The sequence below is a fragment of the Lutibacter oricola genome (assembly GCF_900106565.1).
In the GTDB taxonomy this organism is placed as follows: domain Bacteria; phylum Bacteroidota; class Bacteroidia; order Flavobacteriales; family Flavobacteriaceae; genus Lutibacter; species Lutibacter oricola.
The window spans coordinates 78,417-101,984 of sequence record NZ_FNNJ01000003.1 but is presented as its reverse complement, the minus strand read 5'-3'; the positions used below and the strand labels follow the sequence as shown (position 1 = coordinate 101,984).

Here is a 23,568-nt window from a genome sequence, read left to right as displayed (position 1 = left end):
AAATAGCTTTCAGAATTTTTATAAATTTAAGAACACTAATTAAAAAGTTAGTTTCACGAGCTAAAACGTATTGTTTACTCAATTATACGTCTGTTTGATACTTTATACAAGTATCTTTAGTATCTAAAATGAATGAATTATGAAAAAAATTGCCTTAACATTAATGTCTGTATTTTTATTCTCTCACGTATCAAAAGCCCAAAAATTTGACAACTATTCCAATTTATGGAAGGAAGTTCAACAAAATGAAGTTAAAAACCTGCCTAAATCTGCTTTAAAAGTGGTTGAAACCATTTATAAAAAAGCTGAAAAACAGAAAAACTCTCCTCAACTAGTAAAAGCATTACTATATAAATCAAAATTTGCATTAACTTTAGAAGAAGATGCGAAATTAAGTGTTATATCTAATTTAAAAACTGAAATTGAAAAGGCTGAAACTCCAACAAAAAATGTATTGGAAAGTGTATTGGCAAATTTATACTGGCAATATTTTCAACAAAATAGATGGAAATTTTATAATAGAACAAAAACATCTGAAAAAATAGATACTGTTGATTTTAGAACTTGGGATTTAAATACATTGTTTACTGAAATTCACACTCATTTTCAAAATTCATTACAAAACGGAATTATTCTACAACAAACTAAATTAGAACAGTTTAACGATATTTTACATCTTCAAAAAGATTCAAAATTATATAGACCAACTTTATACGATTTTATTGCTCACAATGCATTAGACTTTTACAAAACTTCTGAAAACTCCATCACAAAACCAGCAGATAAATTTGTGATTTCAGCAAAAGATTTTGAACAGTTTTATAAGATAAACACAAGTTATCTAAATGAAAAAGACAAGCAATCATTGCAATTAAATGCCTTAAACATTTATCAAAGCTTAATTGCTTTTCATAATAAAAATAACAATAAAAATGCTTTTGTTTCTGTTGAGTTAGAACGATTGAAATTCTTAAACCAACATTCAAATTTTGAAGGTGAAAATGAACTGTTTTTCAACAAATTAATTGAGTTAAAAGAAGATTTTAAAAGCCACGAAGCTTCAACTTTAATAGATTTTGAAATTGCGAGTGTTCACAACGAAAAAGGAAACGAATACAATTCTGAAAATACAAAACATCAGTTTGAAAAGGCAAAAGCTGTTGAAATCTGTGATTTAGCAATAGAAAAATTCCCTGAAAGTTTAGGGACCAAACAATGTAAAAACCTAAAAGAAAGCATTTTACAACAAGAAATAAGCATAATTACGGAAAAACATATTCCAACTAATTTACATAGTAAAATATCAGTTTTCTTCAAAAACTTTAATAAATTAAATACAACCATTTATAAAGTTTCGGAAAAAGAAATTAGAACTTTTAATAAAATTTATAATGATTCTACAAAGATTGCTTATATAAATAAACTCAAAAAAGTTGAAGCATTAAAAAACACATTAAAAAACGAAAAAGATTACCAACAGCACATTACAGAAATTGTACTACCTCCTTTAAAAAATGGAAACTATTTATTGGTTGCTTCACCTCAAGAAGTACTCAATAAAAATTCAACTTTTGCAACTACAACTATTCAAAGTACAAACATTTCTGTTGTTCAAAAAAGCACAAATGAGCAACATATTTATCAGGTAATAGATAGAAATACAGGAGAACCTTTTACTGATGCAAAGGTCTCTGTAAAAAACTACGACATTAGCAGATATAACAAATCTATCTCAAAAAATTTAGTTACAAACGAGTTTGGTGAATTTAATTTTAAAACTAGAAATTATCACAGAAATGTAGCAATTACAGTAGAAACTAAAAATGAAAAAGCAGCTTTTGAAGATTATTATTTAAACGAAAATAGAAAACCACGCATTGAAAAAAATAACGATGATGAAATAACTATTAAACCATTTATTTTTACTGATAGAAGTATTTATAGACCTGGACAAACGGTTCATTTTAAAGCTATTTTCTTAAAAAAACAAGGAGACAAATCTGAAGTTTTCACCAATGAATACGTTAGTTTTATTTTGGAAAACCCTAATGGAGAGGAAATCAAAGAAATTGAATTAAAATTAAATGAGTTTGGTTCAGTTTCAGAATCTTTCATTTTACCAAATAATGGTTTAAACGGTGAATACACAATTTATGTAGATGAAAGTTATGAACACGATAACACTAACTTTTACAACAATGCTGATTATGATTTTGACTATTTAGAACATACTATTTCCGTAGAAGAATACAAACGTCCAAAATTTGAAGCAGAGTTTAAACCTGTAACCGAAACTTTTAAATTAAACGATTCAGTTACTGTAAAAGGAAACGCAACCGCATTTGCTGGCAGTTCAATTTCTGATGCTAAAGTTACGTATAGAGTTCATAGAAAAGTAATTTATCCACGTTGGTTTTATTGGTACAGACCGTCTTACAATACTTCAGGAGCGATGGAAATTACACATGGTGAAACTAAAACTGATAATGAAGGAAACTTTGAAATCACGTTTAAATCCATTCCAGATAAAAGTGCTGACAAGGAGAATAAACCTGTTTTCACTTATGAAATTGAAGCAGATATTACAGATATAAATGGAGAAACTAGAAGTGCAACTACTTTGGTAAAAGTTGGGTATCATACATTAGATATTTCAGCAAGTATTTCGGATAAAATTGATTTGAATGAAAAAACTCATAAAATCACATTAACTACCAACAATTTAAACGGAGAATTTGTTCCAACTAAAGGAGCTTTAAAAATTTACAAACTATTAGCACCAGTAAATGTATTGCGAGAAAGACCTTGGAGTGTTCCTGATTATCAAGTTTTATCTAAAAATGAATATCAAAATTTATTTCCACACGAACCTTACACAAACGATGAAAACAAGGTTAATAACTGGAAAAAAGGAGCTTTAGTTTATGAAACTGAATTTAACACTGAAGAAAGTAAAGAAATACAGTTAAAAAAGATTAAAAATTGGAACATTGGCAAATATTTAATTGAAGTTGAAGCCAATGATAAATTCAATCAAAAAGTTGAAGATAAAACTCGATTTTCAGTTTTCAATTCAAAAAAACCTGCTGTTGCAGACAATCAGTTATTTGAAATTTCAACCGATAAGAACTTGTACAAAACCAATGAAAATGTTCAGCTAAAAATTGGTTCAGCTTCTAATGAAGTTTTTGTAACTATTGCCATTGAAAAAAATCATAAAATTGTAAGTCAGCAAATTGTAAAACTTAATAATGAAGTAAAATTCATTAAAATTCCAGTAGAACAAGAAGATTTAGGCGGCTTTGCAATTAAGTACAGTTTTTCAGCATACAATAGTTTTAAAAGTGGCGTTTTAAATATTGCTGTACCAAAACAGTTAAACGATATTTCTATTGAAACACAAACCTTTAGAAATAAGCTACAACCAGGACAAGAAGAAACGTGGAGTTTTAAAATTAAAGGAGCAAACAAAGACAAAATCACTGCAGAAGTTTTGGCTAGTATGTACGATGCTTCTTTAGATCAATTTAAATCTCATAGTTGGAGTTTTAATCCAATTCAACATTCATCATATTACAGCTATAACAATTGGAATACGCAGAATTCATACGGTAATACTAGCTTTAGAGTTTATAATTTATCAAGACATTATTATAACAATCAAACGCAAAATTTTGATAAGTTAAATTGGTTTGGGTTTAGTTTGAATAACAATCGTTATTTACAACGAACTTATATGGCAAAAGCTAAAGCTAGTGTTGAACGAAAAGAATCACAAAGAAGTTCTTATGATAAAATAGTTTCAGGTGTTGTAACAGATAATGATGGGCAACCTTTACCTGGAGTTTCGGTTATTATTTCAGGTACAACTTTTGGAACTCAAACAGATTTTGATGGTGCCTACTCAATAAAAGTAAAAAAAGGAGATGAATTGCAATATAGTTATATTGGATTTTCTACAACTGGTAAAACAATTGGAACCTCATCTACAATGGATATTTCTTTGGAAGCATCAAATGAAGCATTAGAAGAAGTTGTTGTTGTTGGTTATGGAACACAAAGAAAAGCAAGTTTAACTGGATCAATCTCTACAGTAAAATCTGAAGTTTCAGAAGATGTATCAATGATTCTAGAGGGAAAAGTTGCAGGTGTAAACATCTCTGGAACATCAGGAGCCAATAAAAAAGTAATGATTAGAGGCACAAATTCAACAAATACCAAAAATGCATTATATATTGTTGACGGCGTGCCTGTAAATAAATTTGAAATTGGTAATGCTGAAATTTTATCTATTAATGTTTTAAAAGATGCTGCAGCTACTTCAATTTATGGCTCTCGTGGAGCAAATGGAGTAATAATAATTTCCACAAAAAGTGGACAAAAAAAGTTAGAAAAAGATCTAGCAAATGTAAAGGCAAGAAAAAACTTTAAAGAAACCGCTTTCTTTTTCCCTCATTTAAAAACCGATAAAGATGGTTGCGTAAGTTTCAACTTTACAATGCCAGAAGCATTAACACGTTGGAAATTGCAGTTATTGGCACATACTCCACAGCTAGAAACTGCAACTAAAACCTTAACAACAGTTACACAAAAAGACCTAATGGTATTACCAAATCCACCACGTTTTTTACGTGAGGGTGATGTTTTACAGTTTTCTAGTAAAATTTCTAATTTATCTGATAAAGCTTTAAATGGAGTTGCTCAATTGGTGTTAACAGATGCAATTACTGGTCAGGATGTTACAAAACAACTTCTAAAAGCTTCTCTCCCTTCGGGAGAGATGTCCAAAGGACAGAGAGGGCTTCAAAACTTTATGGTTGATGCTAAAGGAAATACCAATGTAATGTGGACATTAACTATTCCAGATAATGTTCAAGCAGTACAGTATAAAATTGTAGCAAAAGCTGGAGAATTTTCTGATGGTGAACAAAATGTATTGCCAGTTTTATCTAACAGAATGTTGGTTACTGAAACATTACCAATGTGGGTACGTAGTAAGCAGACAAAAACATTTAAGTTAGATAAACTTATAAATAGCGCTTCGACTCCGCTCAGCGACCGAACATTAAAAAATCATAAGTTAACGTTGGAAATAACTTCCAATCCGGCTTGGTATGCAGTTCAAAGTTTGCCATACTTAATGGAATATCCGTATGAATGTGCTGAGCAAACATTCTCGCGTTATTATGCAAATACCTTGGCTAGCCATATTGCGAATTCAAATCCAAGAATTCAAGAAGTATTTAATCTTTGGAAAACGAGTGATGCATTGGTTTCTAATTTAGAGAAAAATGAAGAATTAAAATCCATAATTATTCAAGAAACTCCTTGGTTACGTGATGCTCAAAATGAAACCGAGCAAAAGAAAAGAATTGGTTTGTTGTTCGATTTAAATAAAATGAAAAACGAGCAAGAAATTGCTTTAAACAAGCTAAAGGAATTACAGTTTAGCAATGGTGGTTTCCCTTGGTTTAAAGGAAGTAAATATCCTAACCGATATATTACACAACACATTGCTTCTAGTTATGGTCATTTAAAACAACTTAGGTCATTGAGCGGAGTCGAAATGACAGATGGTGAAGCATCTAAAATGATTACCAAAGCCGTCCAATTTTTAGATGATGAAATTTTAGATGATTATAACAAACTTTTAGAAAGAGCTAAAAAAACAAGAGAAAAAGCGAAAACAAAATCAAAAGGAATAAAGGCTGAAAAAGAATTTTTAGAAAAAAATAATTTAGGGCATACGCAATTACATTATTTATATATGCGTAGCTTTTATAAGAATGTTGAAGTTCCTTCAAAAGTTCAAAAAGCGGTGGATTATTATACAAAACAATCGGCTACTTACTGGACAGACTTTAATCTATATTCAAAAGGAATGATTGCTTTAATTCAACATAGAAATGAGAATAAAACAATCACTTCTGATATATTAAAATCATTAAAAGAGAATAGCATTACTTCTGAAGAATTAGGAATGTATTGGAAAGCAAATACACCTAGTTGGTTTTGGTATCAATCGCCTATTGAAACACAAGCATTAATGATTGAAGTTTTCGCTGAAGCTGGAAATGTCATTCTGAGTGAAACGAAGAATCTAGAAACCATTGATAACTTAAAAATTTGGTTGTTAAAAAACAAGCAAACCAACCAATGGAAAACAACCAAAGCAACTACAGAAGCTGTTTATGCTTTATTATTACAAGGAAGCGATTGGCTTTCTGTAAATGAATCTGTTGACGTTACTATTGGAACACAAAAAATAGAACCTTCTAAATTAGAAAACGTAAAAGTTGAAGCTGGAACTGGTTATTTTAAAACTTCGTGGAATGGCAATGAAATTACTTCTGAAATGGGTGAAGTTACACTTTCTAAAAAAGATGAAGGAATTGCTTGGGGAGGTTTATATTGGCAATATTTCGAAGATTTAGACAAAATTACTTCGGCTGAAACTCCTTTAAAATTAAGTAAGAAATTATTCTTAAAACAAAATACTAATACCGGTAAAGAATTAACTGAAATTACTGAAAATACAAATTTAAAGGTTGGTGATTTAATTACCGTTAGAGTTGAATTAAGAGCTGATAGACCAATGGAATTTGTGCATATGAAAGATATGAGAGCAAGTGGTTTAGAACCTATAAATGTATTATCGAGCTATAAATGGCAAGATGGTTTAGGTTATTACGAAAGTACAAAAGATGCTTCTACCAACTTTTTTATGGAACGTTTACCAAAAGGCGTGTACGTTTTTGAGTATGATTTACGTGTAAATAATGCCGGAAACTTTAGCAACGGAATTACAACAATTCAAAGTATGTATGCTCCTGAATTTAGTAGCCATAGTGAAGGTGTTAGAGTTAGAATTGAAGATTAGTTGATGGTAAAATATTTAATTTGTCATTCTGAATGAAACGTAGTGAAATGAAGAATCTTTTACGTAACAAACGTGAGATTCTTCACTATCGTTCAGAATGACAATTAACTATTCGCAATGCTGAACTTGATTCAGCATCTCATCCTACTTTTTTTACAGTTTAATCTTCACCGTTTCAGTTTCATCAACAGTATAAGAATGCGAAAAACCTAAAATTTTATAGTTAATCTTACCAATATATTTTACTTCCATTTTTTTGGTAAGAATACTTCCTAATAAACTCCCTAAATTTTTATCGGTAAAAACCTTGTTTACTGGAATATCAACTAATAATGGAATGGTAAATTCTTTTTCAGAAGGAACATTAAAAACTTCCGAAGATACCTCAGCTACTTCATTTCCATTAACTAAAACTTTAATTCCATCAGCTTGAAGTTTTCCTCCTATAATATTTGGATTTTTGAATAAAGCATCTCCTTTTAAGGTTAAATTTTTCTTATCAGATTTTAATACTTTTATATTTTTAACAGTAACAAATTCAGGTGTTTCTCTTACAGAACAGCTAACCAAGCTACAAACAAGAACAAATAGCAATAATCTTTTCATAATATTTTTAAATAAATTTCTCGCAAAGTAATAATTATTTATTTTTTAATACTCAAACTTTTCAACCTTTCAACTTTTAATCATTCAAACTTATTCTATCTTTGCAAAAAACTAAAACAATGGATTTAAATTTGATTCCGAACATAAAACATACTGATAGCAACAATTTCTTTTTATTAGCAGGACCTTGCGCTATTGAAGGTGAAGAAATGGCAATGCGCATTGCTGAACACGTTTTAAAAATAACTGATAAATTGGAGATTCCGTTTATTTTTAAAGGAAGTTTTAAAAAAGCTAACAGAAGTAGAATTGATAGTTTTACAGGAATTGGAGATGAAAAAGCATTGAAAATACTAAAAAAAGTTTCAGAAACTTTTAATGTTCCTACAGTTACAGATATTCATACAAATGAAGATGCTGCAATGGCTGCAGAATATGTAGATGTATTGCAAATTCCTGCGTTTTTAGTTCGCCAAACAGATTTAGTAGTAGCTGCTGCAAAAACTGGAAAAGTTGTAAATTTGAAAAAAGGACAATTTATGAGTCCTTCTGCAATGAAACACGCAGTGCAAAAAGTAAAAGATAGCGGAAACGAAAAAGCTTGGATTACTGATAGAGGAACTATGTTCGGCTACCAAGATATGTTGGTTGATTTTAGAGGAATTCCTGAAATGCAACAATATGCGCCTACAGTTTTAGATATTACACACTCTTTACAACAACCTAACCAAACTAGTGGTGTTACTGGCGGAAGACCAGATATGATTGAAACTATTGCTAGAGCTGGTATTGCAGTTGGTGTTGATGGTTTGTTTATAGAAACTCATTTTGATCCTTCAAATGCAAAAAGTGATGGAGCAAATATGCTAGATTTACAATATTTAGAGGGTTTATTAAGTAATTTAGTTGCTATTAGAAAAACGATTAATCAGTTTTAGCTGTTGGTTGTTGGTTGTTGGTTGTTGGCTAAAAATATTAAATTTTGTCATTCCGAATGGAGTGAAACGGAATGAAGAATCTATTACTATGTGAGATTCTTCGCTAATGCTCAGAATGACATATTTTTAATTGTTCAATATAATTACACAAACCAAGCCTTGTCAGTATTTTCCATAAAAATAGCTGCATCTTTTACTAATTGAATAAACATAGGTTCATTAAAATTTTCCAAAGATTTTACTTGAATAGAACGAACTTGTTTTCGCTTATTATAATTTTTAAGATCTGTGTATTTTTCTTCTAACAAAATACCTTGAACAAAAGCAATGTCTACAAAATTGGTTCCCTTTAAAACATTTAAATAAATCATTGGCTTTTTACAATGCATAAAAAAAGGGATTTTATAACTAAACTTTTCTTCAACTTCTGGAAGCGCCTTATGAATTACACTTCTAACATAAAGCATAATTGATTGATAAGGCTCTTTTTGGCTGTATAAATATTCGTCTATTGGATTCATAAAAAAACACCAACAAGATATAAAATTATGTTGGTGTTTAATATTTTTAATTATTTGTGCTTACTATCCACACTTAGAGTGTCCACAACTTTTACATTTTAAACAACCTTCTTCATAAATTAACCCTTCTGGATCACCACATTCTGGACATTTTTTATCTACAGCTTGTGTACCATCTATAACAAATTGTTTTAATGTACGTGCAATACCGTTTTTCCAAGTGTTAATATTTGTATCGTATAAATTTAAGTTGTTAACTAAATCAACTACGTAAGGAATTGGCATTCCGTGACGTAATACTCCAGATATTAACTTAGCGTAATTCCAATACTCTTTATCAAAAGTTCTAGATAAACCTTCTAAAGTTACTTTATAACCGTGCTTATCTGCAAACTGTAAATCGTATCTTGTTTTACCTTCGTCATCTTTATTTTTAATTACCCAACCTTCTTCTAACCAGGTTGGTAATAAAAATGCATCATCTAATTTACCTGTAAAAATTTCGTAAGGTTTATTATTAATTACTCCTACAACCGCAACCCATTTATCGTAATCATTTTGGAAACGAACTATTTTTGCGTCAATTTTCTTAGGTCTTTTAGGGAAAATAGTTTCAGCATAACATTCACCTTTTTTCTCCTTTTTCTTATCGTCATTAGAAACTAAAATACCACTACGAGAACCATCTCTATAAACTGTAATTCCTTTTAATCCTTTTTTCCAAGATTCAATATAAATATCGCCAACTAAATCTACAGGAACATCTTTAGCCAAGTTAATTGTTGAACTAATTGAGTGCGTAGTATATTTTTGAACTAACGCTTGCATTTCAACACGTTTCTCCCAATCTATTTCTGGGGCAGTTGCACCTTTGTACGGACTCTTATCTATATCTGTTTCTCCAGTTATGTCCATCCAAGTTTTCAATTTACCGTGGTATACATCAAACTCTTCAAACTCATCTCCCATATCATCTACATAAGCAACTTTTGCATTTGGATCGTCTGGATTTATTTTTCTTCTTCTTTTGTATGATAATAAGAATACAGGTTCAATTCCTGATGATGTTTGAGCTAGCATACTTAAACTTCCAGTAGGAGCCACTGTACTTACAGAAATATTTCTACGCCCGTATTTCATCATTCTTTCATAAATATCAGGAAAATCTGTTTCTATCATTTGAACAAACTCAGAGAATTTTTCAATTTCTGGGTTGAAAACTTTAAATTTTCCACGAGAAATAGCCATATCAATACTACTATCAAACTCACCTCTAAATTTAACTTTCATAATTTCATCAACAACCTCAATTGCTTCATCGGTATCAAACTTTTTTCCTAAAGCAGCAACAGCATCTGCTAATGCTGTAAAACCTAAACCAGTTCTACGTCCAGTTTTACCTGTTTTGTACAACAATTTCCAAGTATCAATTTCTACTTGTTTAATGTCTGTTGGTTCTTTATCATGCATTATTTTGTTGAATATTTTATCAACAGCTTCTAGCTCTAAATCAACCAAATCATCCATTAATCTTTGTGTTTCATAAACTACTTTATAAAACTTTTTAAAATCGAACGATGCTTTATCTGTAAATGGGTTATCTACAAAACTATATAAGTTAACTGCAATTAAACGACAGCTATCTCCACCTTGCATTGCAATTTCTGAACAAGGGTTTGTTGAATCATTCTTAAATCCTGGATATACCGATGATGTAGAATAATAATGTTGACGATCCCAGAAAATTAATCCTGGTTCTGCAGTGTTATGTGCACATTTAATTATAGAATCCCATAATTTTTTAGCTTTAACTACTTTGGTATATTTTGGTGTTTCGCTGTCTATTGGCCAACGCAACGTATAATCTTCATCTTTAACAACAGCCAACATAAATTCATCTGACAATCTTAATGAAATATTTGCTCCTGTTATTTTTGTTAAATCTTGTTTTACAGTAATAAAATCTTCAACATCTGGATGTGCAATATCCATAGTAAGCATTAATGCTCCACGTCTACCGTTTTGTGCAACCTCACGAGTTGTATTTGAAAAACGATCCATAAATGAAACCGCTCCAGTTGTAGAACCAGCAGAGTTTGAAACCTGTGCACCATTTGGACGTAAATTTGATAAATCTACTCCTACTCCACATCTACGTTTAAATAATTGTGCTAATTGTTGGTCTGTATGAAAAATACCTCCATAAGAATCGTAAACAGGTGGTACAACCACACAGTTTGATAAAGAAGCAATTACATTAGTATTACCTAAAGAAGACATTACACTTCCTTGTGGAATTGTGTATTTAAAATCTTTAAAAAGCTCAAAAATCTCTTCTTCACCAAGTTTAGAACGAGTTTTTCCGTATTCAGATAAGCCTTCAGTATCAACTTTAGCTTCATCATATTTTTTCTCAATTCTAGCAAACTGAGCAGCCATTCTTTTATGCATATCATTTGGAGAAGACTCTAAATACTCACCATCTTTATTTTTCATGGCGTATTTATTCATCCAAGTTGTTGCTGCAAGTTCATCATCATTAAAGTAGTCTAAACAACTCTTTAACACCTCTTTATAAGTATACGTTTTCGGAAACACTAATTCTTCAGTCATTTTTATTAAGCAGATTTATCGTTTTATTTTTCAAAAATTAAAATTATGCATTAATTAAAAACTAAACAGTCTTATTTAGAATTAGTAATTAACATTTTTTGTTGAAAACTTGTTTGAGTGCCATTTTTTTATTTACTTTGCTTTTCAAAGTACTTTTAACATGAGCGAAAAAGATTATTTACAAGACCTTACAGAAATTAAATCGATAATGAATAAATCTACTCGGTTTATATCACTTAGTGGAATGTCTGGAATTTTAGCTGGCGTGTATGCTTTGATAGGAGCTTTTGTTGGAAAATTCTTAATTAATTCGTATCAGCAAGGCGAAACTGGTATCGAACACTTACCAATTCATTATTTTGAAATTCTACTTTTAGTTGTTGCTAGTATTGTACTGTTACTATCTGTATCTACAGCCTTTTTATTAACTAGCAAAAAGGCTAAATCTAATAACGAAAAAATTTGGACGTCAACTACTAGAAGGTTGCTAAAAAGCTTTATTGTTCCTTTATTTACTGGTGGTTTATTATGTATTGTTTTATACCAATACAACTTAATAGGTTTAATTGCTCCATTTATGTTAATTTTTTACGGTTTATCTTGTGTAAATGCTAGTAAATATACATTAGGTAATATTGAGTATTTAGGAATGGCTAACATAATTACAGGTTTAATTGCAACACAGTTTATTGGCTACGGAATTTATTTTTGGGCTTTAGGCTTTGGTGTATTTCATATAATATACGGAACTTTAATGTATACTAAATACGACAAGTAATTTATATGAAAGATATTCTTAAAAATATAAATAAAGCTTTTGATAATAGAATAAGACTAGGAATAATGTCAGCGTTAATGGTTAACGAGTTTTTAGATTTTAATTCGTTAAAAGAAATATTAGGTGTTACCGATGGTAATTTAGCTAGCCATATTAAAGCTTTAGAAAAAGTTGAATATTTAATAATTGAAAAACAGTTTATTGGTAAAAAACCAAATACTCGCTATAGCATATCTAAACTTGGAACTTTAGAATTTAAAAAGCATATAACTGCTTTAGAAAAACTAATTAATAAAAACTAAATTTTTTTAACTATACACTTTGAAAAACAAAGTACTTTTAAATAAATATAATTATGAAGAAAATTATTACACTTATTTCCGCTATTACTTTTAGCCTACTCTTTTTTCAACAATCTGTAGGGCTAAACCTTTTGCTTTTTACTATAACTACAATTATTAGTTTAGCAATAGTTCATCCTTCAAAAATTAATAACAAAACTACAATTTGGTATAGCGTTATTTACTTGCTAACTGGAATAGCAGTGTTTTTTCAAAAATCGGATTTAACTATTATTGCAAACCTTATTTCATTTTTTACGGTAGTTGGTGCTTTTTCAGAAAATAGAACCTCTATTTATATTAATTGGATAAATGGTTTATATAGTTGTATTGTATCTGTATTTGCCATTTATTTCGAAAAACAAAATTCTAATGTTATTTCAACAAGCAACACTAACAATCAGAAAAAATTTGTCTCAAATTTAAAAATAACAATTCCAACCATAATTGTAGTTGTTGTATTTATAGTATTGTACAGCAAAGGAAATCCGGTATTTAGTGATTTACTTTCTAAAATAGATTTAAGTTTTATAAATTTTAAATGGATATTATTTACTGGTTTGGGCTATTATTTATTCAATAATATTCTTAATCCAATTAAAATTGAACCAGCAACAAACACAGATTTAACTACTGGAAATTTGCTCCTTCAAAATAAATTGAAAGAAACTTCAACGGATAATTTAAAAAATGAAAATAAATTAGCAACCGTATTAATTCTAACATTAAATGTTTTAATAATATTGTTTTTAGTAACAGATTTTGTTTACATATCTAAACTGCATTATTTATCTGCTGCAGAAATTTCTAAACAAGTACACAATGGCGTTTACACATTAATTATATCTATTGTATTAGCTATTGCAATTATTCTATACTTTTTTAGAGGTCATTTAAACTTTTATAAAGAAAACAAAAAACTAAAAACGCTAACTATTGTGTGGATTGTTTTAAACTTATTATTAAGTGTTAGTACAAGTATTAAAAATATTGAATATATAACTTCGTTTGGGTTAACTTATAAAAGAATTGGAGTTTTAATCTATTTATTATTAGCTATTAGTGGTTTAATTACAACTTTTATAAAGGTAAACCAGCAAAAAAATATTTGGTATTTATTTAGACAAAATGCAACTATTGCTTTTTCAATTTTAGTTATGTTCTCTTTCATAAATTGGGATGCAATTATTTCAAAATACAATTTATATACTGCTGAAGTTATTGATATGGAATACCTACTAAACCTATCTAACAACAACACATTTGCTCTTAAAGCATATATTGATAAAGGAAACAATGTAAGCTTTAGACAACAAGAGGAAATTGAGAGTAAACACGCAAATTATGTATCTCAGTTAAAAAGAAACTCTTGGCAAGAAATGGTTGCTGATAATTTAACTATTGAGTAATGAATTTATCACAACGAATTACAGCTACAAGTTTAAGAGCAACAATTACCGCAATATTTTTAAATTGGAGTTTGAACATATTATGTTACGGTAAAATTCAAAAAACAGACCTAGATGATCTTCCAATCGTATTTGCATTTTTTATCATCTCATCAATTATTATAAGCGTAATCTGTTATATTTCAGTTATACTAACCATTGTTCCATTTTATAAAATATCCATTACTAAATTTAATCCAAAAGAAATTTTCAAAAGGTATTTCCCATATTACGCAATAGTATCATTTGTTATTTGCACTGGGCTAGCATTTAACATGAATATAATTGAACCTTTTATTATCAACTTTATCATAACGGTATTTTTAACATCTGTTACAAGTTGGATTTGGTTTTTTAAAAAATAAAATAAAATAATTTTAGAAATAGAATGATTACATATAACTACCGCTACTTTTTAACTTTTATAATAGTGTTAATAACGGAAATATTAATAGCTAGCTATTGCACACAGCCCTTTATTAGAAATATATTTGGTGATTTTTTAGCAACTATACTTTTGTACTGTTTTTTTAAAAGTTTTTTAAAAGTGAATCCGCTTTCAATTGGAATAGCAGTACTTACTATTTCTTTTTTTGTTGAATTTTTACAATTAATAAACATTATAAAAATATTAAATATTGAAAACAGAATTATAAAAATAATTATAGGTACCACATTTAGTATAAGCGATTTAATCGCTTATACTTTTGGAGTAGTTACAACTCTAGTGTTTGAAAAATTAATAAACTCTCAATTTTCTAACTAAATCTTCTAAACCATTTAGTTTTAATTCATAAACCAAACGTAGCATATCGCCCAATTTACCTTTCGGAAACCCTTTATTATTATACCAAACTACATAATGTTCTGGCAAATCAATTAAATGCTTACCCTTATACTTTCCGTATGGCATTTTAGTATTTGCTAATTTTACTAATTCATGTTGTTGGTTATTCTTTTCCATCAACAAAATCTTGCAAATATTTAAATCTACGTTTCAATTTACCTTTACTAGTCATTCTAGCTCTTTTTAGAACACCATCTTCATCATTATTAAAAAATGAAGGAATCACATGCTCTGCAAAACTTTTTCCAAAACCTTCAGATGCATCTTTAGGTAACTCACAAGGTAAATTATCAACTGCCATAACAGCAATAGCCTCTTCATTTAAATAATCAACTTCTTTTTCTTCTGAAGGAGAATATCCGTAAATAGGATTTTTAATGGTTGAAGGTTTTATGGTACAGGCAACAGGCCCATCAATATCACAGCTAATATCTGCAACAACTTTTATATTAAAATCTTTATGTTTAGCATCTTCTCTGCTAAAAATAAAGGGTGCATTATCTCCATAAAAATGCCCCGCAATGTACATATCTGCCACTTTGGCAAAACGCATAAAATTACTTTCATAAGCTCCTGGATGTGTAAAAAAGTCTTGATAGCCTTTTACAAAACCATCCTTTCTAACATTATAATCTAACGCATTTATTTGAACATAAACAGGTTCTTTAAACGATTCGTTTAAAAATTCATTAATAGTAACTTCTCGCATTTCCATACCTTCAAGCATTTCTTTTGCTCCATTACCAACTCTACCACAACCAGTTAATACAACTTTAATGTTCGGTAAATCTACTTTACTCATTTCATCAATCAATTCTTGCTGATTGTGTAACTCTTCTGCCTTAGGCATTTCAAAAAGCTCAGCCTTTTTTCCATAAGCTCTTAAACCGTTATAAGCACCTACATTACCAGCATACTTTCCAAAAGCAACCAAACGCACATTATGCTTATCTACAATAGCTTCATGGTCATATAGTTTAATGTTTTTATCTAAAATAGCCTTAAGTAATTTTCTGTTATAAGGTTGCTTTTTAATAGTATGTGAGAAAAAGAAATATTGTTTATTAGGAATTAAATTTTCAATAGGCACTTCTTTTACTCCAAGCAATATATCACAATCCGAAACATCATTTACAACCTCAATACCTTCCTTTATATAATCTTCATCTTTAAAAACTCTAATATCAGAACTTTCTACTTTAATGTGAAGTTGAGGATATTCTTTTAGAATTTCTTTACATTTTTTTGGTGATAAAACTACTCTTCTATCTGGTGGATTTTTTCTTTCTTTAATAATTCCTAACTTCATAATTACATTTGGTATAAGTTTTGCACAATATATTATGAATTAAAGGAACACGCAAATAATTATACTAACAGATTTTTTTATACATTTGCGATCTTTAAAAGATATAAGATCTTTGATTTATTGGGGACGACTGGTTTTGACTGCAAGGTCAATTAAACTAGAAGCATGTCGAGTAATGAAATAGCACTCGTAAATCACAATTTCAACATTTTAAACGGCGAAGATAACTACGCTTTAGCTGCATAATCCGAATTATAGTAGGATTAGCCTCGGCACACAAGGTGTGCAAGCTTTATGCCCCCTGATAGCCTTGATTAGCGGCGATCAATTTACGGGCATCGTAAAAGTTAATATAGAAATACTAAAGTTTTGGTAGTATTTCGAAACTAAAAAAACTAAGTTTTAAGTGGGCTGTTTTCGGTCAGCTTATTATCGAAAATTAATCGAAAACTAAGCATGTAGAAACTACTTTGGTTGCTTGTTTGGACCCGGGTTCGATTCCCGGCGTCTCCACTATTTTATTTTTTCCCTTTTTCTCTCAATTATTCAATATTCTACCTTAATAATTTCTTGTAATTTAACCAATATAATTTTTTTAATTTGAATAAGTTAATTTAAAAGAAAAAAAATATTAAATTATTTTATTCTAACAACCTCCAACCAAACCACACAAACAACTTATTTACAGGTAGATAGATTCATTTGAAAAATTTCAAACAAAGAAAACTTTAACTAAACTTATTATTTTAACATTTTTTTCACATTTTTTGTATTGCATATAAAATATTAGCTGTATATTTGTACCTGATAAGTGTAATACTTATCAATCTTTTTCATAGCAATTTTCCTCACTCATACTTTGAGTGAGGTTTCTTTTTTTATAGAGGTATGTTATTCTCAAATTAATTACTACATTTGCCCCCCTTAAAAATTTAACATTATGATATTTGGAATTACTTATACCGAATGGGTTGGATATTTAGCCTCGCTAGCCCTTATTATTTCGTTTACAATGAAAAACGTTAAAACACTAAGAATTATAAATTCTATTGGAGCTGTACTTTTCGTTTTGTATGGTTTTATGCTTAATATTTCTTACCCAATAATAATTACAAACGTTTTTATTTTATTTGCTAACATTTATTACTTATTTTTAAAAAAGAATTAAAAAATTAATTTTTGAAAAGAATTATTGTATCTGTTAACAACGATTTTAGTACCGACCAAAGAGTACAGAAAGTATGCAACACATTAATTAACAATAATTTTGAAGTTTTAGTAATTGGACGAAAAAAAACCAAAACCCTAAAATTAAAACTCCCATATAAAGTTTTAAAATTCAATTTAGTATTTAATCGCGGTATGCTTTCTTATGCTGAATTTAATACAAGACTCTTTTTTAAATTATTTTTTTCCAAAAAAGATGTTTTACTAGCCAATGATTTAGATACTCTACTTCCAAATTTTATTATTAGTAAACTTTTTAATATTAAATTAGTTTATGATTCTCACGAATTATTTTCTGAACTTCCTGAATTAATAAACAGGCCTTTTAAACAAAAAATTTGGCTTACTATTGAAAAACTAATTGTTCCTAATTTAAAAAACACATATACAGTAAATAATTCAATTGCCAATTTTTATAATAAGCTGTATAAAACAGACTTTAAGGTTGTTAGAAATTTTCCTAAAGCTCAACTTTCAATAGCAAAATCTAAATTAAACTTTAATCCTAATGATAAAAAATTAATCATTTATCAAGGTGCAATTAATAAAGGCAGAGGGCTTGAATTAATTATTGAAACTATGCAATACTTAAATAATGCTCTTTTATTAATAATAGGCAGTGGAGAAATTGAAACGGATATTAAAAAAGAAGTTGAAAAACATAAATTAACAAACGTCAAACTAATTTCTAGGGTATTACCATCTGAATTAAAAAAAATAACACCATTAGCCGATTTAGGCATTAGTATTGAAGAGGATTTAGGTTTAAATTATAGGTATGCTCTACCAAATAAAATATTTGATTATGTGCAAGCTGAAGTTCCTGTTTTAGTTTCAGATTTACCAGAAATGAGTGCTATTATAAAAAAATATAAAATTGGACAAGTTGTTAATAATAGAACACCTAAAAAACTTGCTTTACAAATTGATATTTTATTAAACTCTAAAAACAAATATCTAAAACAGCTTAAAACAGCTAAAAAAGAATTAATTTGGGAAAACGAAGAAAAACAATTAATTGAAATTTTCAACAACCTTGTCTAAACATATAAACATAGTTTCATTTGATGTTCCCTACCCTCCAAATTACGGTGGAGTAATAGATGTTTTTTTTAAAATAAAAGCTTTATATCAATTAGGCATAAAAATAACCTTACATACTTTTGAATACGGAAGAGGCGAGGCTTTTGAATTAAATAAATACTGCGAAAATGTTTATTACTACAAAAGAACCAAAAATATAAATCAACTAATATCTTCTTTACCTTTTATTGTTAAATCTAGAAAGGATTTAAACTTAATTCAAAATTTAAAATCCAATAATTATCCTATTCTTTTTGAAGGGTTACATACAACATTTCCTATTTTAAAATTACCTTTAAAAAACAGAAACATACTTGTAAGATCTCATAATATAGAGCATCACTATTATTTAGGTTTGTCAAAAAGTGAACCTTCTGTATTAAAAAAAGTATACTTTTTAATTGAAGCTCTAAAATTAAAAAAACATCAATCAATATTAAACAAAGGAAATTATGTTTTATCTATTTCAAAAAAAGAAGACAACTATTTAAAAAAAGAACTAGATACTAATATTGAATACATTCCTGCTTTTCATCAAAATAGTACTATTACAAGTTTAGCTGGCAAAGGAGATTACGCACTGTACCATGGAGATTTAAGTGTAGGAGACAATATAAAAGCTTGTAAATATTTATGTGAAATTTTTTCTAACATAAATTATAATCTAATTATTGCAGGAAATACTAATAACAAAAAATTAATAGGCAATTTTAAAAAGTATTCGAACATTAAATTAATTCATAAAATTGATAATAAACAATTAAATAACTTAATAATAAACGCCCATATTAATATACTTCCTACTTTTCAAAATACCGGTATTAAATTAAAACTAATCAATGCTTTATTTAACGGAAGGTTTTGCTTGGTTAATAATGCAATGATAGAAAATACAGGTTTAGAAAACCTATGTGAAACAGCAAACACAAAACATGAATTTCAAAAACAAATTAAAAATTTATTTCAAAAAGAGTTTTCAGAAAAAGAAATAGAAAAAAGAAAGCATTCTTTAGTTGATTTTAACAATATCGAAAATGCTAAAAAAATTATTGCTCTACTAGATTAATTTTTTTGTTGAACAACCTCAAACAATTCTCCACCTTCGCACTTAATAGTTTTATAAGGAAACTTTAAAATTAAAGCATAATCGTGTGTTGCCATTAAAATGGTTTTTCCGCTATTATGAATATCTCTCAAAACATTCATAACATCAACTGAAGTTACTGGATCTAAATTCCCCGTTGGTTCATCTGCTAAAATTAAATCTGGATCATTTAACAAAGCTCTTGCAATAGCTACTCTTTGTTGCTCTCCACCAGACAATTGAAAGGGCATTTTAAAATCTTTAGTTTCCATACCTACTTTAGATAAAACTTCTATAATTTTCGCTTTCATTTTACCCTTATCCTTCCACCCAGTTGCTTTAAGAACAAAAAATAAATTTTCATAAACCGTTCTATCATTTAGCAATTTAAAATCTTGAAAAACAATACCTAACTTTCTTCTTAAAAATGGAATTTCCTTCTCTTTTAATTTAGTCAAATCGAAATCTACAATACCTCCAGTACCTTTTTCTAAAGGTAAATCTCCGTAAAGTGTTTTCATTAAACTACTTTTTCCACTTCCAGTTTTCCCTATTAAATAAACAAACTCACCTTTTTTTATAGATAAATTTACGTTTGATAAAACAAGATTTTCTCGCTGAAAAATTTCAGCATTGTGTAAAGAAAGAATTTCTTCTGACATAGTTTCTGATTTTGAACAAATCTAACTATTATAAAATAAAGTATCAACCTTTATTAAACTATTTAAAATTTGCATAATTTCGCTCATAGATTAAAAAAGGTATAAAAATTGCAAGCTTATTACTTAAAAATAATCGAGCCTACGCAATTTCAAAAAAAATATGCGTTAATACATTATAGTTTAATTCTTTCAATTTTCAGCAAAATGAATTTTAAAAAATTGTTTTTTCCTATTGTTATATTTTTCATAACAGTATCACTTTCAGCCCAGCAAACAATTATACACACCAATCCTTTAAAAGAATACAACCACGCAATGGAGTTGTATCAAAACAAAGCTTTTGTTGCGGCACAAGAAAAATTTAACAACATTAAATATAGTTTTGACAACGCTTCAGAACTAAAAGCTAATTGCGAATTTTACGCTGCTAATTGTGCTGTTAGACTTGGGCAACCAGATGCAGACCGCTTAATGGAAGATTTTGTAGATAAATATCCAACAAGTACAAAACGTAATAGTGCTTTTATAAATGTTGCAAACTATTATTTTAAATCTGGTAAATATGCATATGCTGCTAAATGGTATTCTAAAGTAAATACAACCAACTTAACATTAAAAAAAGAAGAAGACTATAACTTTAATTACGCCTACTCTTTATTTGTTAATAAAAGCTACGCTAAAGCAAAAGAACATTTTTTAAGCTTGTTAGATTCTCCTACTTACGGTTCTCAAGCAAAATACTACTATGGGTATATTGCTTATAATTTAGACGATTATGATACGGCTGATCAATATTTAGGTGAAGTGGCTAACGAATCTAATTACAAAAGTAAGGTTAGCTATTACTTAGCTGATATGAATTTTAAATTAGGAAAGTTTGATAAAGCTATTACTAATGGTTTACCACTTTTAGAGAAAGCAAAAGGTGTGGAACATTCTGAAATTTCTAAAATTGTTGGAGAAAGTTACTTCAACCTTAAAAAATATGATGATGCTTTACCACACTTAAAAAATTACAAAGGTAAACGTGGTAAATGGAATAATACAGATTATTATTTATTAGGCTACACATACTACAAACAAAACAATTTTGAAAGTGCTGTTAGCAATTTTAACAAAATAATTGGCGGTTCTAATGCTGTTGCACAAAACGCTTATTACCATTTGGCTGAGTGTTATTTAAAACTAAATCAAAAAACGGAGGCTTTAAATGCTTTTAGAAATGCTGCACATATGAAGTTTGAACCAGAAATTAAAAAAGATGCCTGGTTAAACTATGCTAAATTAAGTTACGAAATTGGAAACCCATACAAAAGTGTACCCGATGTTTTACAAGAATATTTAGACTTGTACCCAAATTCAACTCACAAAAAAGAAATTAACGATTTAATTATAAGCGCTTATATTTCGTCTAGCGATTTTAAAGGCGCATTAGATTTTCTGAAAAACAAAAAAGGGTCGAAAGAGCGTGAATTATATCAAAAAGTAGCTTTTTACAGAGGTGTAGAATTATTTAATAAAGGTAAATTTAGTGCTGCTAACGAGAGTTTTAAAAATTCACTAACTGTTGCACTAGACGCTACAACAACAGCACGAGCAACTTTTTGGAAAGGTGAAACAAATTATAGACTAAATAATTTTTTAGATGCTCAAAACGATTTTAAATCTTTTGAAGCGCATCCTAATGCTTCACAAACTGAAGAATACACTAATTTTAATTACAACTTAGGATATGCTAATTTTAAATTAAAAGAGTATCCGAATGCTATTGACAACTTCAAAAAATTTACTTCAAAAAATTCTGAAGATGCAATACGAATAAACGATAGTTATTTAAGAATTGGTGATGGTTATTTTGCAAGTAGAAATTATTCTAATGCTATTGAATACTATAACAAAGCTATAAGTTCTAACGGAGTTGATAAAGATTATGCTCAATTTCAAAAAGCAATTAGCTACGGCTTAACAGGTAATGAATCTAAAAAAATTGATGAATTAAATTCATTTTTAAACAAACATTCAAAATCTGCTTATAGAGACGATGCTTTTTATGTGCTAGGAAATTCTTACACAAAAAAAGGTAATAACAATAAAGCTCTTCAAAATTTCAACAATCTAATTAACAGCTTTAAAAGAAGTCCTTTAGTATCTAAAGCAATGCTAAAAAAAGGATTAATTTATTACAATACCGATAAAAATGAACAAGCTTTAACAACCTATAAAGCTGTTGTAAAAAAATTTCCTAATACTGCGGAAGCAAAACAAGCTGTTAAAAACACACGCCAAATATATGTGGATTTAGGTAGAGTTGATGAATATGCAGCTTGGGTTAAAAATATTGATTTTGTAAATGTTTCTGATGCTGAATTGGATAATGATATGTATGAGTCTGCAGAAAAGCAATACCTACAAAACAACCATAAAAAATCAATTACTAGCTTTAGAAAATACTTAAGTAGTTTTCCAAATGGCTTACACAAATTACAAGCAAACTTTTACTTGGCTCAATCATTGTTTTCAGAAAAAAAACAAAACGAAGCTGCAACGTATTATACTTTTGTTGTTGATGCACCACAAAGTGAGTTTTCTGAAAATGCCTTATCTAGATTGTCTGAAATTTATTTAGAAAACAAAAACTGGCAAAAAGCTATTCCGTTATTAGAACGTTTAGAGCTAGAATCTAACATACCACAAAACAAAACGTTTGCGCAGTCTAATTTAATGAAAGGGTATTATGCAAATGAAAATTATACCAAAGCGGTTAATTATGCCGATAAAGTACTGGCTAATAATAAAATTGAAAACAGAATAAAATCTGATGCTCATATAATTATTGCTCGATCTGCAATTAAAACTAATAAACTAGAAAAAGCGAAAACCGCTTATAAAGAAGTGGAAAAAATTGCTTCTGGAGAGCTTAAAGCTGAAGCTTTATACTACAGCGCTTATTTCGAAAATAACGATGGTAGCTACAGAGTTTCTAATCAAATAATTCAAAATTTAGTTGCTAATTATGCACCATATAAATATTGGGGAGCTAAAGGTTTAATAGTTATGGCAAATAACCATTACGAGTTAAAAGATGCTTTTCAGGCCACTTATATTTTAGAAAGTGTAATAGAAAATTTTGCTGAGTTTAAAGATGTTGTTGATGAAGCAACCTTAGAACTGAACCGTATAAAAACAGAGCAAGCTAAAACTAACGAATCAATAAAACAATAACAGTTAAAC

17 protein-coding genes and 1 other RNA gene are annotated in these 23,568 nt (G+C 28.8%); 12 read left to right on the top strand and 6 right to left on the bottom strand.

The genetic code is table 11. From position 1 onward, the window contains the following. The first annotated feature begins 139 nt into the window (after positions 1-139). Positions 140-6,880 (top strand): alpha-2-macroglobulin family protein, encoded by a 6,741-nt coding sequence (locus BLU40_RS08135; RefSeq protein ID WP_090122169.1) that lies wholly within the window; start codon positions 140-142, stop codon positions 6,878-6,880. 153 nt (positions 6,881-7,033) lie between these two features. On the opposite strand, the gene BLU40_RS08130 is transcribed toward BLU40_RS08135, so the two are convergent. Next, the gene (locus BLU40_RS08130; protein WP_090122166.1) at positions 7,034-7,486 is read right to left on the bottom strand and encodes an LEA type 2 family protein; all 453 of its coding nucleotides are present in this window, start codon (positions 7,484-7,486) and stop codon (positions 7,034-7,036) included. Between the two features lie 119 nt (positions 7,487-7,605). Between BLU40_RS08130 and kdsA the strand changes: the two genes are divergently transcribed. Continuing rightward, positions 7,606-8,424: a 3-deoxy-8-phosphooctulonate synthase gene (kdsA, locus tag BLU40_RS08125; RefSeq protein ID WP_090122162.1), complete on the top strand. Its 819-nt coding sequence runs from the start codon at positions 7,606-7,608 to the stop codon at positions 8,422-8,424. Between the two features lie 143 nt (positions 8,425-8,567). Here kdsA and BLU40_RS08120 read toward each other — a convergent pair whose 3' ends face one another. Together BLU40_RS08120 and BLU40_RS08115 are read right to left on the bottom strand one after the other, a co-directional pair. Then, on the bottom strand, positions 8,568-8,945 hold the full coding sequence (locus BLU40_RS08120; RefSeq protein WP_090122159.1) for a DUF1801 domain-containing protein: 378 nt from the start codon (positions 8,943-8,945) through the stop codon (positions 8,568-8,570). A gap of 63 nt (positions 8,946-9,008) precedes the next feature. Next, positions 9,009-11,558, bottom strand: a complete 2,550-nt coding sequence (locus tag BLU40_RS08115) for an adenosylcobalamin-dependent ribonucleoside-diphosphate reductase (protein ID WP_090122156.1) — start codon at positions 11,556-11,558, stop codon at positions 9,009-9,011. A gap of 160 nt (positions 11,559-11,718) precedes the next feature. On the opposite strand from BLU40_RS08115, the gene BLU40_RS08110 reads away from it, so the two are divergent. The 5 genes from BLU40_RS08110 to BLU40_RS17875 are packed head-to-tail and all read left to right on the top strand — an operon-like array spanning position 11,719 to position 14,891. Further along, positions 11,719-12,336, top strand: coding sequence for a hypothetical protein (locus BLU40_RS08110; RefSeq protein ID WP_090122152.1), 618 nt, complete (start codon positions 11,719-11,721; stop codon positions 12,334-12,336). 5 nt (positions 12,337-12,341) lie between these two features. Further along, positions 12,342-12,638 carry a winged helix-turn-helix domain-containing protein gene (locus tag BLU40_RS08105; RefSeq protein ID WP_090122149.1) on the top strand — a complete coding sequence of 99 codons (297 nt, stop codon included), beginning with the start codon at positions 12,342-12,344 and terminating at the stop codon, positions 12,636-12,638. A 53-nt stretch (positions 12,639-12,691) separates the two neighbouring features. After that, positions 12,692-14,086 carry a DUF4153 domain-containing protein gene (locus BLU40_RS08100; RefSeq protein ID WP_090122146.1) on the top strand — a complete coding sequence of 465 codons (1,395 nt, stop codon included), beginning with the start codon at positions 12,692-12,694 and terminating at the stop codon, positions 14,084-14,086. After that, a complete protein-coding gene (locus BLU40_RS08095; protein ID WP_090122144.1) occupies positions 14,086-14,490 on the top strand; it encodes a hypothetical protein in 405 nt (134 codons plus the stop codon). Before BLU40_RS08100 ends, BLU40_RS08095 begins: the two co-directional genes overlap by 1 nt. Before the next feature lie 23 nt (positions 14,491-14,513). Continuing rightward, positions 14,514-14,891 (top strand): ribosomal maturation YjgA family protein, encoded by a 378-nt coding sequence (locus BLU40_RS17875; protein WP_090122143.1) that lies wholly within the window; start codon positions 14,514-14,516, stop codon positions 14,889-14,891. On the opposite strand, the gene BLU40_RS08085 is transcribed toward BLU40_RS17875, so the two are convergent. Further along, entirely contained in the window at positions 14,865-15,089 is a 225-nt protein-coding gene (locus BLU40_RS08085; protein ID WP_090122141.1) for a DUF3820 family protein, read from the bottom strand. The genes BLU40_RS17875 and BLU40_RS08085 overlap by 27 nt on opposite strands. Then, positions 15,076-16,281: an NAD(P)-dependent oxidoreductase gene (locus tag BLU40_RS08080; RefSeq protein WP_090122139.1), complete on the bottom strand. Its 1,206-nt coding sequence runs from the start codon at positions 16,279-16,281 to the stop codon at positions 15,076-15,078. Before BLU40_RS08080 ends, BLU40_RS08085 begins: the two co-directional genes overlap by 14 nt. Before the next feature lie 122 nt (positions 16,282-16,403). Here BLU40_RS08080 and ssrA point away from each other — a divergent pair. From ssrA to BLU40_RS08060, 4 genes are all read left to right on the top strand, one after another. Further along, positions 16,404-16,797: a transfer-messenger RNA gene (gene ssrA, locus BLU40_RS08075) on the top strand. Positions 16,798-17,221: 424 nt separating this feature from the next. Further along, positions 17,222-17,449, top strand: a complete 228-nt coding sequence (locus tag BLU40_RS08070) for a uroporphyrinogen decarboxylase (RefSeq protein WP_090122136.1) — start codon at positions 17,222-17,224, stop codon at positions 17,447-17,449. A gap of 11 nt (positions 17,450-17,460) precedes the next feature. Beyond that, entirely contained in the window at positions 17,461-18,552 is a 1,092-nt protein-coding gene (locus tag BLU40_RS08065) for a glycosyltransferase (protein ID WP_090122133.1), read from the top strand. Beyond that, a complete protein-coding gene (locus BLU40_RS08060) occupies positions 18,527-19,657 on the top strand; it encodes a glycosyltransferase (RefSeq protein ID WP_090122131.1) in 1,131 nt (376 codons plus the stop codon). Before BLU40_RS08065 ends, BLU40_RS08060 begins: the two co-directional genes overlap by 26 nt. On the opposite strand, the gene BLU40_RS08055 is transcribed toward BLU40_RS08060, so the two are convergent. Further along, on the bottom strand, positions 19,654-20,337 hold the full coding sequence (locus BLU40_RS08055; RefSeq protein ID WP_090122129.1) for a cell division ATP-binding protein FtsE: 684 nt from the start codon (positions 20,335-20,337) through the stop codon (positions 19,654-19,656). The two genes, BLU40_RS08060 and BLU40_RS08055, sit on opposite strands and share 4 nt — an antisense overlap. 204 nt (positions 20,338-20,541) lie before the next feature. Here BLU40_RS08055 and BLU40_RS08050 point away from each other — a divergent pair, with 204 nt between their 5' ends. Continuing rightward, positions 20,542-23,559, top strand: coding sequence for a tetratricopeptide repeat protein (locus BLU40_RS08050; RefSeq protein WP_090122703.1), 3,018 nt, complete (start codon positions 20,542-20,544; stop codon positions 23,557-23,559). The last annotated feature ends 9 nt before the right edge of the window (positions 23,560-23,568 follow it).

What these genes read in the sequence shown, in the direction of transcription:
- BLU40_RS08110 (WP_090122152.1), top strand. Translation starts at nt 11,719, where the DNA reads ATGAGCGAAAAAGATTATTTACAAGACCTTACAGAAATTAAATCGATA.
- BLU40_RS08120 (WP_090122159.1), bottom strand. Translation starts at nt 8,945, where the DNA reads ATGAATCCAATAGACGAATATTTATACAGCCAAAAAGAGCCTTATCAA.
- BLU40_RS08100 (WP_090122146.1), top strand. Translation starts at nt 12,692, where the DNA reads ATGAAGAAAATTATTACACTTATTTCCGCTATTACTTTTAGCCTACTC.
- BLU40_RS08085 (WP_090122141.1), bottom strand. Translation starts at nt 15,089, where the DNA reads ATGGAAAAGAATAACCAACAACATGAATTAGTAAAATTAGCAAATACT.
- BLU40_RS08050 (WP_090122703.1), top strand. Translation starts at nt 20,542, where the DNA reads ATGAATTTTAAAAAATTGTTTTTTCCTATTGTTATATTTTTCATAACA.
- BLU40_RS08095 (WP_090122144.1), top strand. Translation starts at nt 14,086, where the DNA reads ATGAATTTATCACAACGAATTACAGCTACAAGTTTAAGAGCAACAATT.
- kdsA (WP_090122162.1), top strand. Translation starts at nt 7,606, where the DNA reads ATGGATTTAAATTTGATTCCGAACATAAAACATACTGATAGCAACAAT.
- BLU40_RS08055 (WP_090122129.1), bottom strand. Translation starts at nt 20,337, where the DNA reads ATGTCAGAAGAAATTCTTTCTTTACACAATGCTGAAATTTTTCAGCGA.
- BLU40_RS08070 (WP_090122136.1), top strand. Translation starts at nt 17,222, where the DNA reads ATGATATTTGGAATTACTTATACCGAATGGGTTGGATATTTAGCCTCG.
- BLU40_RS17875 (WP_090122143.1), top strand. Translation starts at nt 14,514, where the DNA reads ATGATTACATATAACTACCGCTACTTTTTAACTTTTATAATAGTGTTA.
- BLU40_RS08130 (WP_090122166.1), bottom strand. Translation starts at nt 7,486, where the DNA reads ATGAAAAGATTATTGCTATTTGTTCTTGTTTGTAGCTTGGTTAGCTGT.
- BLU40_RS08080 (WP_090122139.1), bottom strand. Translation starts at nt 16,281, where the DNA reads ATGAAGTTAGGAATTATTAAAGAAAGAAAAAATCCACCAGATAGAAGA.
- BLU40_RS08115 (WP_090122156.1), bottom strand. Translation starts at nt 11,558, where the DNA reads ATGACTGAAGAATTAGTGTTTCCGAAAACGTATACTTATAAAGAGGTG.
- BLU40_RS08105 (WP_090122149.1), top strand. Translation starts at nt 12,342, where the DNA reads ATGAAAGATATTCTTAAAAATATAAATAAAGCTTTTGATAATAGAATA.
- BLU40_RS08135 (WP_090122169.1), top strand. Translation starts at nt 140, where the DNA reads ATGAAAAAAATTGCCTTAACATTAATGTCTGTATTTTTATTCTCTCAC.